Raw genomic sequence first — 15,748 nt, 5'->3', positions numbered from 1 at the left:
CCCATCGACCGCCGGCCCGTCAGCCCCTCACCCCGCCCGCGAAAGCGAGAGCTGCCTGACCGGCACCGATACTGAAGGCCAGTAGATCGAGTGGGAGTTCGATGGACTGGTCAACGGGCGTATTCGCCTTCACCGCGGGCATGCTGATCGCGGTCGTCACCGCACCGGTGGGCGTCTCCGGCGCGGTGTTCCTGCTTCCGGTCCAGCTGAGTGTTCTGGGCGTTCCCAGCCCCGCGGTGACACCGACGAACCTGCTGTTCAACGTGGTGGCCGGCCCGGGCGCTCTCCACCGCTACCGCCATGACGGCACGCTCTACGGACCGCTGACTCGCCGCCTCATCTCGGGCACACTGCCGGGAGTCGTCCTCGGCGCGGTCATCCGGGTCCTGGCCGTCCCCGGCCCCGCCGTCTTCCGGCTCCTGGTCGCCGGGCTGCTGCTGCCCCTGGGAATCTGGCTGAGCGTCCGCACACTCCACCCCGCCGGCGTGAACCCACCCCAAGCCCCGTCCCCACGAATGATTTCCGTTCTTGCCCTGGCGGTGGGGACGGTCGGCGGCATCTACGGCATCGGAGGCGGCTCCATCCTCGGGCCCATTCTGGTCGGCCGCGGCATATCCGTTGCCCAGGTCGCCCCCGCCGCCCTCGCCTCCACCTTCCTGACCTCCATCGTCGGCGCAGGCACATACGCGCTGCTGGCCCTCACCGGCGGCCACGACATCGCACCCCACTGGTTCCTCGGTCTTGCCTGCGGCCTGGGAGGACTGGTCGGCGGCAACCTCGGAGCTCGTCTCCAACCCCACCTGCCTGAACAGTTCCTACGACTACTCCTCGGCGCCCTCGCCACGGGAATCGGAGCGCTCTACGCCGTCCAAGCCATCGCCTGAACAGCAGCGCCGGATCACCTCGGTTCGGAAACACTCGCCAACTCGTACGGGCACTGCGTGCGACCGGACGGCAGGGAGCTTTCGGTGCCCAGCCCAGGAGCGCCTGCCGACTGGTTCGAGGCTACCGGCGGCCACGGGTCGGCATTCACCGACGAAAGCTGTGGCATATGCCGAATTCTTCGTAGGTGCCCCTGAGGAAAGCGCTCGCGGCTGAGGCCTTCAGGCATCACTGCCGTCTGCCGGGCAAGACGCCCCGCATGACCACACCACAGGACGACACCGGGTTCCACGCCCCACCCCAAGCTGAGGCCGTTGAGGACGGGGCTATGGATGAAGTCCTCGACTCGTACACCGAGGCCATTGAAGACTCGCCAGGCGCAGGGGAGAAGAACGCCGACGCCACCTGACCCCGGGCACGCCACCGCCCCGCCACCGAGCGGGGCTCTCCGCCCGCCGGGCCGCTCCCGGGGCGTCGGGACCCGGCGGGTCGTGGCCGGGGGTGGGCGCGGCGGGTCAGGGGCGGCCCAGCGCGCGGTACTCCCAGCCGGCCGCTCGCCACAGCGCGGGGTCGAGGGCGTGGCGGCCGTCGACGATGCGGCGCTGGGCGACCACCGCGCCCATGGCGTGCGGGTCGATCTCACGGAATTGCGCCCACTCGGTGAGCAGCACGACGATGTCCGCGTCGCCGGCGGCGGCGATCGCGTCGGTGTCGTAAGCCAGTTCGGGGTAGGCCCGGCGAGCGTTCCCGGTGGCCACCGGGTCGACGACGGTGACCGCGGCGCCCCCCTGGTGCAGGGTCCTGGCCACGTCGAGCGCCGGGGCGTCGCGTATGTCGTCGGAGTCGGGCTTGAACGCCGCCCCGAGCGCGGTCACCCGGGCGCCGGCCAGTTCGCCGCCGACCAGTTCGCGTACCAGGTCCACGGTCCGGGCGCGGCGCCGCTTGTTGATGCCGTCCACCTCGCGCAGGAAGGCCACGGCCTGGCCGACGCCCAGTTCCCCGGCGCGGTGGGTGAAGGCGCGGATGTCCTTGGGCAGGCAGCCGCCGCCGAAGCCGAGCCCCGGCTTGAGGAAGCGGGCGCCGATCCGGTTGTCGTACCCGAGCGCCTCGGCCAGCCCCGTCACGTCGGCGCCGGTGGCCTCGCAGACCTCGGCCATGGCGTTGATGTACGAGATCTTCGTGGCGAGGAAGGAGTTGGCCGCCACCTTGACCAGCTCGGCGGTCGCCAGGTCGGTGACCACCACCGGGCTGCCCTGGGCGATGACCGGCGCGAAGACGGCCCGCAGCTGGTCCTCGGCCCAGACGGAGCCGGTGCCGAACACCAGGCGGTCCGGCCGCAGCGTGTCGTCGACGGCGTAGCCCTCGCGCAGGAACTCCGGGTTCCAGGCGAGTTCGACGTCCTGGCCGGCCGGCGCGATCCGCTGCACCAGCTCGGTCAGCCGGGCAGCGGTGCCCACCGGCACGGTGGACTTGCCGACGACGAGGGCGCGTCTGTGCAGGTGTTGCGCGAGGTCGCCGGCGGCACGGTCGACGTACGTGAGGTCGGCCGCGTGCGAGCCCTTCTGCTGGGGTGTCCCCACGCAGAGGAAGTGGACGTCGCCGAACGCGCCGGCCTCGGCGAAGCTCGTGGTGAAGCGCAGCCGGCCGGAGTCCATGGCCTTGGAGAGCAGTTCGGGCAGTCCGGGCTCGAAGAACGGGACCTCGCCGGAGTTCAGCCGGTCGACCTTGGCCTGGTCGACGTCGACGCCCAGGACCTCGAAACCGAGCACGGCCATACAGATGGCATGGGTGGCACCGAGGTAGCCGGTACCGATGACGCTGAGACGGGGAACGGGCTGGTCCATGCTGGCCTCCGCGAGTGCGCAATGGGGTGCGGTGAGGGATATGTGCGGTGGTGCCGGGAAAACTTCAGGGTGCTTCGGGGTGTGCGGGGCCGCCGTCACGGCCGGTGGCGGCCGGTCGGGACGGTGCGGGCCGGCGGATCAGGTCAGAAGGGGGCGCGACGGGTACGTCACGGCGTGCAGGTGACGTTGGAGAGGCCCTGGGCCGCTCCGGACACCTTGTTGCCGCAGGCGACGACGTTCCCGTCCGAGGTGAGATGGAAGGCCCAACCAGGCCCGTCCACCTGGGAGATGTTGTCCTTGAAGGTGTTGCCGGTGCCCCAGCCGTGGACGATCTCGTGGGTCTGGAAGCCGTCCGCCGGGGAGTGGAGTCCGGTGTTGCCCTGGATCAGCCAGCCGTTGCCCTTGACGTCGACCCAGGAGTCGTTGGTGTCGCCGGTGAGCTTCGATCCGTCGAAGGAGTTGCCGATGAGCCGGCCGCCGGTGGTGCCCTCCTTGATGTCGACGGCTTCCGCGGTGGTGTCGCTGATGCGGTTGCCCATCACCACGTTGCGGTCGCTCGCGTCGGGCTTGCAACCGCTGTCGGTGCACCAGTTGGACTCGGCGGAGCCGATGTAGACGCCCTCGCCGAACTTGTCGCGGCGCAGCCCGGTCGTGCGGACGGTGTTGTCCCGGACCACGTTGTCCGAGCTGAAGTCGCGCAGGTGGATGGCCTCGTCACCGATCTGCTCGACAGTGAGGCCCTGGAGGACAGCGCCCTGCACCCGGTCGGCCACCACGCCCTTCTGGCCGTCGCGCAGGGTGAAGCCGACCAGCCGCCAGTAGCTGGCGCCGTCGAGGTGGAAGACGTAACCGCCCTTGATTCCGCCGCCGTCGATCACCGCGCCGGGGCCTCCGCACAGGAACACCGGTGCCTTGGCGGTGCCGGCGACATCGGCGGTGGCGGTGAAGCGGCCGTCGTAGGTGCCGTCGGCCAGCCGGATGCTGTCGCCGGGTTTGGCGTCGGCGAGGGCGCTCTTGAGCGTGACGGCGTCCGTGACCGTGACCGTCGCGGCCGGGCAGGTGACCGGCGCGGTCGAGAGCGGGCCGCCGGTGCCGGGCGGGATCGCGGGGTCCTCGACCGGGCCGGAGCGCGGGTCGGCGGTCTCCGGTGCGTTCCTGGCACGCGCGCCGCCCGTGGTGGCGGACCCCTGTGCCGTGGGCCGGGCGCCGGACGAGCTGCCCGTGCCGCCGCCTTCGTTCCGTCCGCTGCCGTCCCTTCCGGAGACGACCAGCACCAGGGTGATCAGGGAGACCAGGAGCGCGCCGCCGCCCAGCCATACCCCCGCCCCGCCGGGCAGCCGGAACCGCCCGGCCGGTTTCGTGGAGGGCGGCGGCTGGGGCCGGTCTGGCGGGGGCGTCGGGACTGGCATGGGCGGTGACTCCGGCTCAGCGGGAACGGGTGGGGGCGAGCGGACGGGTGCGAACGGACGGGCCGGGCCTGCGACCCGGCGGCGGTCACTCCGTCATCACCGGGACGCGGGGGCTCTCCGCGTTCGGGAGCGTGACCTCGGTGACCGCACTGGGCAGTGGCGCCTTGTCCGCGTAGGGGTGCGTACCGATCACCCGGTGGCCCCAGCGGCTGCTGCGGCGCGCGCCCAGCAGCGCGGAGATCAGGATGAGCAGCAGCAGGAACAGCCACAGCAGCGTCATCGGGGTGGCGTAGTGCCGGAACCTGACCCAGAAGGCGCTCGTGTCGTGCCAGGCGAAGGTCTGGTTCTTCTTGACCGTCAGGCGCCCGTGGGCGCGGTTGGTGTCCACCGCGCTCGGGCCGACGCCGGCGACCACGTTGTACGAGACCATGGACTTGGCGACGCCGCCGACCAGCGAGATCCCGTGGTTGGTGACGTCCTGGACCGTGTTGCCACGCACTTCGGCCTGCGAGTCGCGGACGTAGACGCCCGTGTCGGCGCCCTCGACGATGTTGCCGGTGACGGTGGCCTCCGACACCCCGTCGCGCACCGAGATGCCCTGCCGCTTCTGGCCGCTGAGGCGGTTGCCGGTGACGGACACTTTCGTGGCGCCCGCACGGACCACGATGCCCATGTCGCCGCCGTCGACTTCGTTGTTCTGCACGCCGACGTCGGAGCCGCCGAAGATCTCGATGCCGTAGCGGCCGTTGCCCTTGGCGACGCCGTCGGACACGGAGTTGGAGCCGTAGCTGCTGGTCGGCTCACCCGACGCGGAGGGGCCGTCGGCCAGCGGGCGGCCGCTGAGCGTGAAGCCGTTGCCCGCGTTGGACAGCGCCTTGGAGCCGGTGACCCGGACCTCCTCCGTGGCGCGGGACAGGACGAAGCCGTCGCCGGCGTTGTCGTGCGAGACCGTGCGGTCGATGACCGCGTTGACGACGCCGCGGTGCATGACGATGCCGGACTCCAGGCTGCCGCGTACCTGGGTCTCGCTGATGGTGACACCGGTGGAGCCGGAGACGAACAGCCCGTACAGGTTGCCGGAGATGACGGAGTGGGTGATCTCCGCGGAGACATAGGACAGCGTCGGGACCGCGAAGCGGCTGTCGGGCGTGGTCAACGGGCCGGCCGGCTCGGCGGCGACACCGCCGCTCCTGAGCTGCCCGGTGCCCTTGGCGTCCCCGTCCGCGGTCGGGTCCGGGCCCTCGATGTTGCTGGTGTCGGGGCGGTCGGTACCGGTGAGGCTGAGGCCGCCGGTGCGCCCGCTCCAGAACCCGAGGTCGTCGACCTGGGCGTAGTTCATGGTGAACTGGCCGCCGACGGCGCGGACGTATGCCCGTCCGTCCCGGACGTCGCTGTCGGGCTTGTCGGTCCTGGTGTCCCAGCTGCCGATCCGCATCGGCGCCTGCGGGGTGCCGGCCAGGGTGAGCCGGCCGCCGAACGAGACGATGGACACGAAGCCCTTGTTGTCGCTGGCCAGCAGCAGGTCGAGGCCGCCCGGACTGGACAGGTCGAGCTTGGCGCCCGCGTCGACGTAGATGTTCTCGGTCAGCAGGTACGAGCCGTCGTGCCGGCGGACGAACGTCTGCGGGGACAGTCTGATGAGGTCCGAGACGCCGTAGGGCGTGCTGCGCTGGGTCAGGACCAGCGTGTAGCCGCTGCCGGTGTCGAGCCGGTACGGCTGCGTCCACCGTCCGCCCTTGAGGGCGGCGACGGCGACGACCGCGCGGACCTGGTCGAGCCGGTGGTCCTCGGCGGCGACGAGCGCGGCCTCGTTCTCGGAGTCGGCCTGGGTGATCCGCTGGTCGTCCCCGGGCTTGGCGCCGTCGGCCGGCGCGGCGCGGGCCGCCCCCGAGACGGCCGGCAGCAAAGCGCCGGCGAGTAAGAACACGGCGGCCAGGCGCGCCGCCCGGCCCGGGACGGTTGCGGGAGGACGGGTCATTGGTGGAGGGCCCCTGCCTTGTCGGGCGTCATCGTGTCGGAGCCCGTGCCGCCGCCGGTGAGGGACGCGGCGCTCTGGCCCTCGCCGCCGGTGCTGGTGCTGGTACGGGTCAGCCAACCCTGCTTGTTCATGGTGACGAACGCGTAGAACTTGATCGGCAGCGAGATCATGATGACCACGAGTGCGACCAGCGGCAGCAGGAACACCTCCTGCGGGTGCTTGCGCAGATGCGAGTAGCCGCGGACGCCGCGGCCCAGGAGCAGCCAGACCAGCACCAGCACCACGCCGCGGCCGGTCGGTTCGAGACGGCTGAACACCAGGTAGCCCAGCGCCATGCCCATGGTCACCGGAGTCACGAGTATCTGCAGCACGGTGACCTTGGTGACCAGCGGCACCCGCCAGATCCAGCCCTTGTACACGGCGGTCAGGTAGCAGCGGTAGGAGTTGCGGCTCCAGCGCACCCGCTGCTTGACGAACGCCCGGAAGGACGAGGGGAACATCGACAGGGCCCGGGCGGACGACTGGTGCACGGTCTTGTACCCCGACGCCAGCACCAGCCAGGTCAGCCGGCCGTCGTCACCGGCGACGCAGCGGCGGCCGAGGAAGAACTCGTTCTCCAGGTTCTCCAGCACCGGAGCGATCGCCGCACGGCGGTAGGCCGCCGTCCGCCCGGACAGACACGCCACCGCACCGGCCCGTCCCATGGCGGGCACGTAGTCGTAGTAGCGCAGGTTCACCAGCCAGTCGGCGGTGCGGCGCCACACGCTGGTCCTGCGCTGGTAGACGTTCTGCTGCGTGCCGACGCCACCGACCGCGGGGTCGATGAACGGCATCTGCACCGCGGCGAGCAGTCCGGGCTCCCAGCGGGTGTCCGAGTCGACCAGCACGATGAGCTCGCTCTTGGCGGCCCGGATGCCCACACCCAGCGCCGACCGCTTCCCCCGGTGCTCGAAGGCGAGCACCCGCACCCGCGGATCCTCCACCATCGCCAGCCTGCGCAGCACTTCGACGTCCTCGACGTCCGGCACGATGATGATCTCCGACGGATCCTGCTCCAGCCACGTCTCCAGGCAGTCCATCAGGATGTCTGGGTCCTCGCGGTACGCCGGCACCACCACGGACACGGTGGTGCGGAACTCGTTCACCACCGGCTTGGCGAACCTCGACAGCACCGCCCGGACCAGCCATAACCCCCATACGAAGAGGCCTGCTAACCCGAGCGGCATCACCTCGCGCCACGACGTCTCCGCCGTGGCGACGACTATCCATGACCAGACCTGGTCAAGAAACCCTGACATGTCCCCGCACCCCCGCCCCCAGGTGGTATCTCAGCATTTCCCTCAGAAAAGTGGGTTACGCACGCCTGCTTCGCGAACTTACCAGGCGCAGAGGACACTGATTCACCGAATCAACACAGAGTTCACTCATGTTTGACGCAATGTCGCCTCAATTCCCACGCATGACCACCTGTTCACCTCCACCTCCTCGGCCCCAACGCCGTGACCTGCGGTAACGGCTACCTTGCCCCGTCTGGATGCCTTCGCGGACACGTCAACCGCGCCGTGCCGGGAGAATCGATGGCCCGGCAGTTGAACCGCGCAATCTTGCCCCGATCCGATACCGGCGGTGGCGATCTCGGGGGAATCCCCGGGGCGCGCTTGGCCGCGGAAGACGCGACGATCCTCTCGGGCTCCATCGCCATGTCAGGTGTCGGCATCGACGAATGGCACACGGCCATGGAACTGCAAGGAACCGAAAACGCGTGCGACGCAAAGACCTGGTGCCACGAACTCAGCCCCCGTCAACGGCACCCGAGCGAAACGCGATACCGAGATCCGCACACCGAAACCGAGTGGTGAACCGACCGCTTCCCACCTCCATCGGCATGGACGGCACCGATCCGGAATGCGGTCTGCCCATAACCGAGGTCAATACCAAGAGCGGTATGAAGGAGTACCCGAAGCGCTCCAAGAGCGCCTACCACTTCGACGAAGACGGCGAGCAGCGACTCGTCCGCGCGGGTCCACGCGGGCGGGTTGTCGATGAGTGCGGTGAGACGGTCGCGGGCATCGACCACCTCGTCGTAGGCCACGTGGACCGAGACCGGGCGTTCCGAGTTCTCCCGGTCGCGGCCGCGGACGACGTACTCGCCGGACCACCCCCTCGTCCGGCCGCCCTTGGCCCCCTTGCGCCGCCCGCACCTCCAAGCCGAGGCAGGGAGACCGGGTCCCACAGTCGGCACGACGGTGGAGACGCGGGCCGTGACGGGGGTGTCGGAGCGGACCCGTCGGCGCGGCCGGGCGGTAACGTATCGGAACAAAGACGTTCTTTTTCGACCTATCGCACATCAGGAGCGGGATCGCCATGCAGCCGGCACCGGTGGACGGTCCGGGGGGTACCCCCGGGATCCGCGGGTGGTGACGCCATCCTCGCCGACCGGACGGATGTCGCCGGTGCTACTCCTGGCGGCGACGGCGATCACCCTCGGCCTGATCAGTCCGGGCGTGCACTTCGACATGCTGGTGGTCGCGGCGCCCGTGCTGGCCGCCGCGCTGTACGACGTCCGCACGACGGCCTTCGTCGGCGCGCTGACCCTGGTCACGTTCGCGCTGCTGCGGCTCCCGCTGGAGGAGGACCACAACGCGACCTGGATCATCAAGCTCGCCCTGGTCGTCATCGTATGCCTGCTCTGCATGCTCCTCAGCTTCATCCGGATGCGCGAGGAGGAATTCCGCAGGGTTCGGAAGACCGCGCTGCGCCTCCAGGAAAGCCTCCTGCCCCGGGAGTTCCCCGACAGCAGCGCGGTCGAGCTGGGACACCGCTACGTGCCGGCCGAGGCGGCGGTCGGCCTGGGCGGTGACTGGTTCGACCTGATCCCGCTGTCCGGCGCACGGGTCGCGCTGGTGATGGGGGACGTGGTCGGCCACGGTCCGGAGGCGGCGGCGACCATGGGCCAACTGCGCACCGCCGTACACACGCTCGCCGATCTGGACCAGGACCCGGAGGAGGTCATGGCCACCGTGGACGATCTGCTCCAGCGGATGGGCCAGGACAGAGCGCAGGCCGAACTGGTCGCGAGCTGCCTCTTCCTGGTCTACGACCCGATCTCGCGGCGCTGCGAGTACACCAGTGCCGGCCATCCGCCGCCGGTCTTCGTGATGGCCGACGGCGAGGTCTTCGTCCAGGAGGACAGCAGGAACCCGCCGCTGGGCTTCGGGAACGCGCCCTTCGACGTGACGTCGTGCGACCTCCCCGAGGGCTCGCTGATCGCCCTCTACACCGACGGCCTGCTGGGGCTGCGGCACCGGGGGGCCGAGGAAGGGCTGGAGGAGCTGGCGGCGGCGATCAACGCCGGCAGCGGCACGCTCCAGGACATGTGCGACCGGGTGCTCAGCGCGCTGCCCACAACGAGCGAGGACGACGTCGCGCTGCTGCTGGCCCGGACCAGGGTGCTGGACCCCGGGCACGTACGGACGTGGGAATTCCGTGCCGCGGTCGAGGAAATGCCGTCGGTCCGGGCGGCGGTGACCGGACAGCTCGCCGAGTGGGACCTGGACGAACACGGTTTCGCGCTGGAGATGGTGGTCTGCGAACTGGTCACCAACGCGGTCCAGCACGCCCAGGGTCCGATCGGCCTCCGGCTGATCCGGGACCTGTCCCTGATCTGCGAGGTCTCCGACACCAGCAGCACGGCGCCGCACGCCCGTCGTGCCGACCTGATGGACGAGGGCGGACGCGGCCTGTACCTCGTCGGACAGCTCATGGACCGCTGGGGCACCCGCTACACGCCGCGCGGCAAGACGATCTGGGCCTCGAAATACCTCGGGCCCGTATAACCTCGCGCGGATGACCGAGGTGATCGGGCACGTCTGCGCCTCGGTGGTACGCCGTCGACAGCCCATACGCGTCCGCGCCGGTGTACTGGATGGTGATCTCGGCTCCGGTGCCGCGGTCCGTGGTGGTGACGGTGGGGTCGCCGAGGTGTCACGGTCCGCACGCCCGCGTCTGCCGTCGTGACGGGCTGCTCAACGGGCCCCGGGCCTTTGTGTCCGGGGAGGGGAGGCAGGTGGTGCGGGCCCGGGTGCAGGACCGCGCCGATGGTGGGCGGGCGCGGTGTATCGCGGTGCGGCGCGGCCGGGCTCAGGAGGTGATCTCGCCGTGGGTGACTGTGACGACGATCTTGCCGACCTGGCCGTTGGCCTCCATATAGCGGTGGGCCTCGGCGATGTCGGTCAGGTCGAAGGTCTTGTCGACGACGGGGGCGAAGGAGCCTGAGGCGAGTCCCGCGTTGACGAACGCGACCGCGCGGCGCAGCCGCTCAGGGTCGGAGGTGATCTCGAAGAGGGTGTAGGTGCTGCTGTTCAGAGCGGGGAAGGACTGCGCGTTGGGCAGCGGGGTGGTGCGCGGGTCGAGCGCGCCGTAGACGACCAGGCATCCGCCGGGGGCGATGCCCTTCGCGAGGGTTTCGACGCCGGGCCCCGCGATCGGGTCGAAGGCCAGGCGCACCCCCTTGCCGCCGGTGATCTCCTCGATGCGGGCGGGCAGGTCCTCGCCGTCGGTGACTATGACATCGGCCGCGCCGGCGTCCAGGAGGCGCTGCTTCTTACCGGCGCCGCGGGTGGTGGCGATCGGGATCGCACCGATGTGGCGGGCGATCTGGATGGCGGCCAGGCCGACGCTGCTGGAGGCGGCGGTGATCAGGACGTGGTCGCCCGGACGTACCCGGCCGCTCTCGACGAGGGGGCCGTAGGCGGTGATGTAGGCCATCCACAGGGCCGCCGCGGTGACGGCGTCCACCTGTGCGGGGCGGGGGACGACGGCTGCGGCCGGCAGGACGACGCTGTCGCCGTAGGTGCCGTACTCGCTCTGCAGGAAGGCGGGCACGACGGCCACCGGGTCACCTTCGGAGAAGTCACTCACGCCCTCACCGGCCGCCTCGACGACGCCCGCGGCCTCGTAGCCCAGCGTGGAGGGGAAGACCGGCTGATAGAAGTAGGCGCCTTCCCGGTACATGATCTCGGCCCGGTTCAGGCCGATCGCATCGACCCGGATGCGTACCTCTCCCGCGCCCGGAGCGCGGGAGGCGACATCGCGGAGAGCGAGGACCTCGGGTCCGCCGATCCGGTCGAACTGTACGAGCTTTGCCATGGTGCACCAGTCCCGGGCGTAGAAGAGCGTGAGAACGCCGGACCGTCCCGGCGCGCTGTCCACCCTGCTCTAAACTTTGACCGCAGTCAAATTACGAGAGTCGTCAAAGTATGTACCCGGTGCGCTGCTTCCCGCCGGCAGGTTCAGACCCCGTCCACAGCCTCCGCGGCCAGGGCGGCCAGTACGGCCGGCAGCAGCCCCGGGAACCTCTCCTCCATCTCGTCGGTGCGCAGCGCGTTCATCTTTGTCGTCCCCACGTAGTGCTGGCGGATCACGCCCGACTCGCGCAGCACATTGAAGTGATGAGTCAGTGTTGACAGCGATACCGGTGCGACGAAGGTTCCGCAGCTCAGGTCCTCGCCGGCGTTGACGAGCTGCGCCACCACTGTCCGGCGCACCGGGTCCACCAGCGCCTCCAGGACCTGCTGCAGAGAGACCTGCGCCAGGTCGGGATGCTCCACCGTTCGGGGGGCGGTGCGGGGGCGGGCCACAGCGACTCCTTAAGGCCGGCAATTGGTGCAGCCGTTCCATACTACGACGGAGATCAAAGCAAGGGTCGGTCCAGGCCGGCTCCTCGGCCGGCGTCCACCCGTTCTTCCGCGGGCGACGAGGTTGGGGCCGTCCAGGCCGGAAGGCCCGCGGCACCCGGCAAGACGCCGGGCATAGGGGCCAGGGATGCGGAGTTGCCCGTGCTCCGGCATGAGAATGCGGTCCTGCGGCGTCAGCTCGCCCGCCCGGTCCGCTGCGAGCCCGCCGACCGTTTCTGGCTGGCTGCACTCTCCGCTCTGATAGCCCGGAGCGGTCGGCAGGAGGTCTTCCCGGTCGCGCCCGGGACCTTGCCGGCCTGGCATCGCAGGCTCATCGCGGCGAAGTGGGACTACAGCGCCCGACGCACCCGCACCGGGCGGCCGCCGACCAGGGCTGCACTCAAGAAGCTGGTCCTGCAGCTCGCTCGAGAGAGCGGAAGGTGGGGGCATAGGCGGATCCAGGGCGAACCGGCCCGTCTCGGTCACCCGATCGCCGCGTCCACGGTGGGGGAGGTCCTGGACGCGGCGGGCATCGAGCCGGCCCCGCGCCGCACTGGCCCGGCCTGGAGGGAGTTCCTCACCGACCAGGCCCAGGGCATCATCGCCGTCGACTTCCTGCATCGCGATACTGCCCTCGGACGCAGGCTGTGCGCACTGGTGTTCCTCGAACACGGCACCCGGCGGCTGCGCATCACCGGCGTCACCGCCCACCCCGCCCGGGAGTGGGCGGTTCAGCAGGCCCGGAACCTGTCCGCCGACCTCGGCACGCGCAACGAGGCCCACGCTCGGCAGGTCCTGGCCGCCTACGAGCGGCACTACGACGAGCACCGCCCCCACCGGGTCCGCAACCAACTACCTCCAGGCGCCGACCAGCAGCCCGTCGCCACGCACGAGCCCGAAGGCCGCAGACTCCTGCGCGCACGCATCCTCGGCGGCGTCATCGACGAGTATCGCTATGCGGCTTGACCTGCGACGACGACTTTACGAGCCCCGCAGGCGTCGGTCAGCCGGGAGCCGTGACGGATGCGTAGTTGACTGTGACGGGCGGGACTCCCGCCCGCCCGTCCGGCAGTCCGTTCTCGCTTGAGGAGTAGAGGTCCGTGAACCTGGCACGCATGGAACTGGCCCGGCAGGACTGGGACTCGATCACCTGCGGCTGCAAGCAGCCCGCGCGCCACCTGGTCGAACCCCTGGAGTCCGCGATCGACGGCCGGCCGGGCGCCCTGCGCGCCCTGGACGGGCATGTCTTCATCCAGTCGATCCTGATGCCCCCCGCGCCCGCCGTCTGCTCGGTGGTCATGGCCATGCTCGCCGATGGGGTCCGCCCGTCCCGGAGGGAGGAGGTCATGTGGGCCATCCTCTGGTTCGCCGCCGGCGAGGAGGACGGTGACTCCGTCGATTCGGGCTACTACTGGCGCTGCTTCGAAACGATCCGCGACGGCCTCTGGCTCCTCTACCGGGAGTTCCTGAACCCCGAGGACATGCCTCACGCGCATCTCGACGACATCCTCGACATCGTCGAATGGGACGCTCCACGACTCGCCCACTACCGTGCTCGCAGGTGAACTCATCGCACCCGCGGCGCCGCTTCATCCCGGACTGCGAGCGGCAGCTGCCGCTCAGCAGTTGCGAATGGCGTACATGGGGCCCCAGTCGACCCACGACTGGGGGATGCCTCCCGTGCTGGTCCACGTTCTGCCGCTCTCGTAGAAGGTGGCGACTGTTCCGGGCACCGGGCAAGGGCGGAGGCGACTACCGGCCAGGATCGACACAGCCTCGGAGGATCACCGGTGCTCGGGGATCGGACTACAGGGTTGAGGAGCGCAGTGCGATCAGGGTGATGGCGACGGTTGTGAGGACGGCTGCCGGCGGTGCTCCCCTGTAGTCACTGGCGCGCAGGTGTGTGGCGACTGCGCCGATGAAGTAGAGCGTCAGGCCGACGGCGGCGGTGATTCCGAGGGGTCCCCACCATAGTCCGGTGACGAGGCCGCCGGCGCCGGCTGTCTGGGCGGCGCCAAGGAACGGCAGCATGCCGTAGGAAAGGCCAAGGGTGACATCTGGTCGACGAGCCGCTTTGGCCGGGTGAATTTGGCACCTGCCGAAGCCAAGAGCACCACCGACATGAGTGAAGCAACGACGGCATAAGTGATGAGCATGGTGAGACCTCAACTGTGCAACGGGCTGGAGAGAATATCTGGCCGTGCTTTGCTTCGCAGGTCAGGAGTTTTCGAGCAGCAGGGCGCTGAGTTCCGCGGGCTTGGTAACCATGGCGTCGTGGCCGGTGTCCAGCGTGTAGACGCGAGACGGCTCCCCGTTGGGCTGAAGTTTCGGGATGGGCCGGCGTGTGACGCCCTCGGGCTCATTGCCGGTGCAGAGAATGTGAGCTCGGGGGATGGACGCCTGTGCGGGGTTGTCCATCTCGGCTGGCTGCTGGAAGCAGAGGGCCGACTCATCTGCCAGTGTGGTCTTGAGCCAGGTGATGTCGTCGGGGTCGGTGACTCCGAAGAGGCCGTGCGGCGGGGGGAACTCCGGCAGAGGCGGGATCCGCCAGGGCTCGGCATTGTCGGCGGCACTGTCGATCATGACCTGTGTGAGCGGCATGACGTCGATGGCGTTCTCGCCGTGCGTCGGCACCATCGCGTCGAGGTACAGAAGGCGTGAGATGCGCTCGGGAATCTGGTTCGCCACGCTGGAGATGACCATTCCCGCGTAGCTGTGTCCGACGAGGACGATGTCGTTCAGGTCGTGGTCGAGGACGAGGCTGACGATGTCGTCGGTGTGGGTGGTAAGGCCGACCTCGGGGCTGAGCAGGTGTGCCTTGTCCCCGTGGCCGGTGAGGGACGGCGTGAAGACACGGTGGCCCTGGGCGGTGAGTAGTGGGGCGACGCGGTTCCAGGACTGTCCGTCGTGCCATGCTCCGTGCACGAGGACGTAGGTGGTCGGGCAGGTCATAGCTGTTTCCTTGTCATGGGTGTGGATCTACTGGCGGGTGAACTTGTGCTCCACGCGCGCATGGCTGGGCGCGCGTGCGGCGCAGGGTGCCCCGGCGGGACCGCCTCCCAGACGCGCCGGTGTCATCGGCAGCCCAGGACGGCTGGCACGCCGCGCGCTGCCCGGTGATCCGCCAACGGCCAAGCCGCATCGCTCGACACGTCGCCGGAGACCAGGTCGAGCTGCGCGGAGTCCTGAAGGAGACGGACGGGGTCGAGCGCGCTCAGGGGCGAGATGGGACTGGTCAAAGTGATGGAGGCGGTTCGGCCGGCGATAGCTGCGAGGACGACTGCCTGCGAGGAGACCGCGAACCGGGGGGCGTGGTGTTCACCACACCGGATACGTCGAGCCCTGCCTGGTCGGCGACGACGCCGGTGCCCGCGATGTCGCGGACTCGTTGCGAGCCGGTGGCGCCTGGAGCGATGTCGTTAAGGGGAAAGACGCCGAGCTCGACTTCGGTGCCCCTGTAGGCGGTGCGCTGCATACCCTCGACGCTAGGCCGCCGATAGGTACCTAAAGGTACCCTTCAGCTCATGAGCCTCCGTCCCGGCACTGTCTTCCTCGCCGACTGCCCCGCCCGCCTGGCCATCGAGATCATCGCCAGTAAATGGGCCGTGGTCACGGTCTTCGCTCTGAGCGACGGCCCCTTGCGCCACGGCGAGCTGGTCGAGCTCATCGGAGGCGTCTCGCGCAAAGTACTGACGCAGACGCTGCGCCGCCTCCAGGACAACGGGCTCATCGAGCGACGCGCGTACGCCGAAGCACCACCACGCGTGGAATACAGCCTGACCGAGCTCGGGCGCACCCTGGAGGAGCCCATCAGAAGGCTCACCGAGTGGGCAAGAGCCAACGGTGAAGCTGTCGCCGCCTTTCACGAGGCAGCCGAGGAGAGGGAGGCATAGCGCGTACGCCTCTGGTGGGTGAGTCGGGTGACTGAATGTGTCTGTCCGACCAGTGCTCGCTGAGGCA

The 15,748-nt window shown here is 69.7% G+C and carries 16 protein-coding genes and 1 pseudogene; 7 read left to right on the top strand and 10 right to left on the bottom strand.

Annotated elements, in window-relative coordinates; translation table 11 throughout:
* The first annotated feature begins 101 nt into the window (after positions 1–101).
* Positions 102–884, top strand: a complete 783-nt coding sequence (locus OG900_05615; protein WUH89677.1) for a sulfite exporter TauE/SafE family protein — start codon at positions 102–104, stop codon at positions 882–884.
* 257 nt (positions 885–1,141) lie between these two features.
* On the top strand, positions 1,142–1,291 hold the full coding sequence (locus OG900_05610) for a hypothetical protein (protein WUH89676.1): 150 nt from the start codon (positions 1,142–1,144) through the stop codon (positions 1,289–1,291).
* Between the two features lie 106 nt (positions 1,292–1,397).
* On the opposite strand, the gene OG900_05605 is transcribed toward OG900_05610, so the two are convergent.
* The 4 genes from OG900_05605 to OG900_05590 all read right to left on the bottom strand — a co-directional run bounded on the left by OG900_05605 (position 1,398) and on the right by OG900_05590 (position 7,411).
* Positions 1,398–2,726 carry a UDP-glucose/GDP-mannose dehydrogenase family protein gene (locus OG900_05605; GenBank protein ID WUH89675.1) on the bottom strand — a complete coding sequence of 443 codons (1,329 nt, stop codon included), beginning with the start codon at positions 2,724–2,726 and terminating at the stop codon, positions 1,398–1,400.
* A 167-nt stretch (positions 2,727–2,893) separates the two neighbouring features.
* Positions 2,894–4,135 (bottom strand): right-handed parallel beta-helix repeat-containing protein, encoded by a 1,242-nt coding sequence (locus OG900_05600; protein ID WUH89674.1) that lies wholly within the window; start codon positions 4,133–4,135, stop codon positions 2,894–2,896.
* Positions 4,136–4,220: 85 nt separating this feature from the next.
* Positions 4,221–6,113, bottom strand: a complete 1,893-nt coding sequence (locus OG900_05595; protein WUH89673.1) for a right-handed parallel beta-helix repeat-containing protein — start codon at positions 6,111–6,113, stop codon at positions 4,221–4,223.
* Positions 6,110–7,411 carry a glycosyltransferase family 2 protein gene (locus OG900_05590; GenBank protein ID WUH89672.1) on the bottom strand — a complete coding sequence of 434 codons (1,302 nt, stop codon included), beginning with the start codon at positions 7,409–7,411 and terminating at the stop codon, positions 6,110–6,112. Before OG900_05590 ends, OG900_05595 begins: the two co-directional genes overlap by 4 nt.
* A 279-nt stretch (positions 7,412–7,690) precedes the next feature.
* On the opposite strand from OG900_05590, the gene OG900_05585 reads away from it, so the two are divergent.
* The gene (locus OG900_05585) at positions 7,691–7,972 is read left to right on the top strand and encodes a hypothetical protein (protein WUH89671.1); all 282 of its coding nucleotides are present in this window, start codon (positions 7,691–7,693) and stop codon (positions 7,970–7,972) included.
* Positions 7,973–8,527: 555 nt separating this feature from the next.
* Entirely contained in the window at positions 8,528–9,949 is a 1,422-nt protein-coding gene (locus tag OG900_05580) for a serine/threonine-protein phosphatase (protein WUH89670.1), read from the top strand.
* A gap of 304 nt (positions 9,950–10,253) precedes the next feature.
* Here OG900_05580 and OG900_05575 read toward each other — a convergent pair whose 3' ends face one another.
* Entirely contained in the window at positions 10,254–11,261 is a 1,008-nt protein-coding gene (locus OG900_05575; protein ID WUH89669.1) for a zinc-dependent alcohol dehydrogenase family protein, read from the bottom strand.
* A 143-nt stretch (positions 11,262–11,404) separates the two neighbouring features.
* Entirely contained in the window at positions 11,405–11,752 is a 348-nt protein-coding gene (locus OG900_05570; protein ID WUH89668.1) for a helix-turn-helix domain-containing protein, read from the bottom strand.
* Between the two features lie 177 nt (positions 11,753–11,929).
* Here OG900_05570 and OG900_05565 point away from each other — a divergent pair.
* A pseudogene (locus tag OG900_05565) lies at positions 11,930–12,754 on the top strand (integrase).
* 134 nt (positions 12,755–12,888) lie between these two features.
* Positions 12,889–13,353: a hypothetical protein gene (locus OG900_05560; protein WUH89667.1), complete on the top strand. Its 465-nt coding sequence runs from the start codon at positions 12,889–12,891 to the stop codon at positions 13,351–13,353.
* Positions 13,354–13,594: 241 nt separating this feature from the next.
* On the opposite strand, the gene OG900_05555 is transcribed toward OG900_05560, so the two are convergent.
* The 4 genes from OG900_05555 to OG900_05540 form a co-directional block, all read right to left on the bottom strand.
* On the bottom strand, positions 13,595–13,819 hold the full coding sequence (locus OG900_05555) for a DoxX family protein (protein WUH89666.1): 225 nt from the start codon (positions 13,817–13,819) through the stop codon (positions 13,595–13,597).
* 186 nt (positions 13,820–14,005) lie between these two features.
* Positions 14,006–14,740, bottom strand: a complete 735-nt coding sequence (locus OG900_05550) for an alpha/beta hydrolase (GenBank protein WUH89665.1) — start codon at positions 14,738–14,740, stop codon at positions 14,006–14,008.
* 122 nt (positions 14,741–14,862) lie between these two features.
* Positions 14,863–15,054, bottom strand: a complete 192-nt coding sequence (locus OG900_05545) for a hypothetical protein (protein WUH95628.1) — start codon at positions 15,052–15,054, stop codon at positions 14,863–14,865.
* Entirely contained in the window at positions 15,024–15,263 is a 240-nt protein-coding gene (locus tag OG900_05540) for a hypothetical protein (protein ID WUH89664.1), read from the bottom strand. Before OG900_05540 ends, OG900_05545 begins: the two co-directional genes overlap by 31 nt.
* Positions 15,264–15,312: 49 nt before the next feature.
* Between OG900_05540 and OG900_05535 the strand changes: the two genes are divergently transcribed.
* A complete protein-coding gene (locus OG900_05535; GenBank protein ID WUH89663.1) occupies positions 15,313–15,681 on the top strand; it encodes a helix-turn-helix transcriptional regulator in 369 nt (122 codons plus the stop codon).
* The last annotated feature ends 67 nt before the right edge of the window (positions 15,682–15,748 follow it).

Origin of the sequence: Streptomyces sp. NBC_00433, from assembly GCA_036015235.1 — a bacterium.
In the GTDB taxonomy this organism is placed as follows: domain Bacteria; phylum Actinomycetota; class Actinomycetes; order Streptomycetales; family Streptomycetaceae; genus Actinacidiphila.
This window is presented reverse-complemented; position numbering and strand designations above follow the sequence as displayed.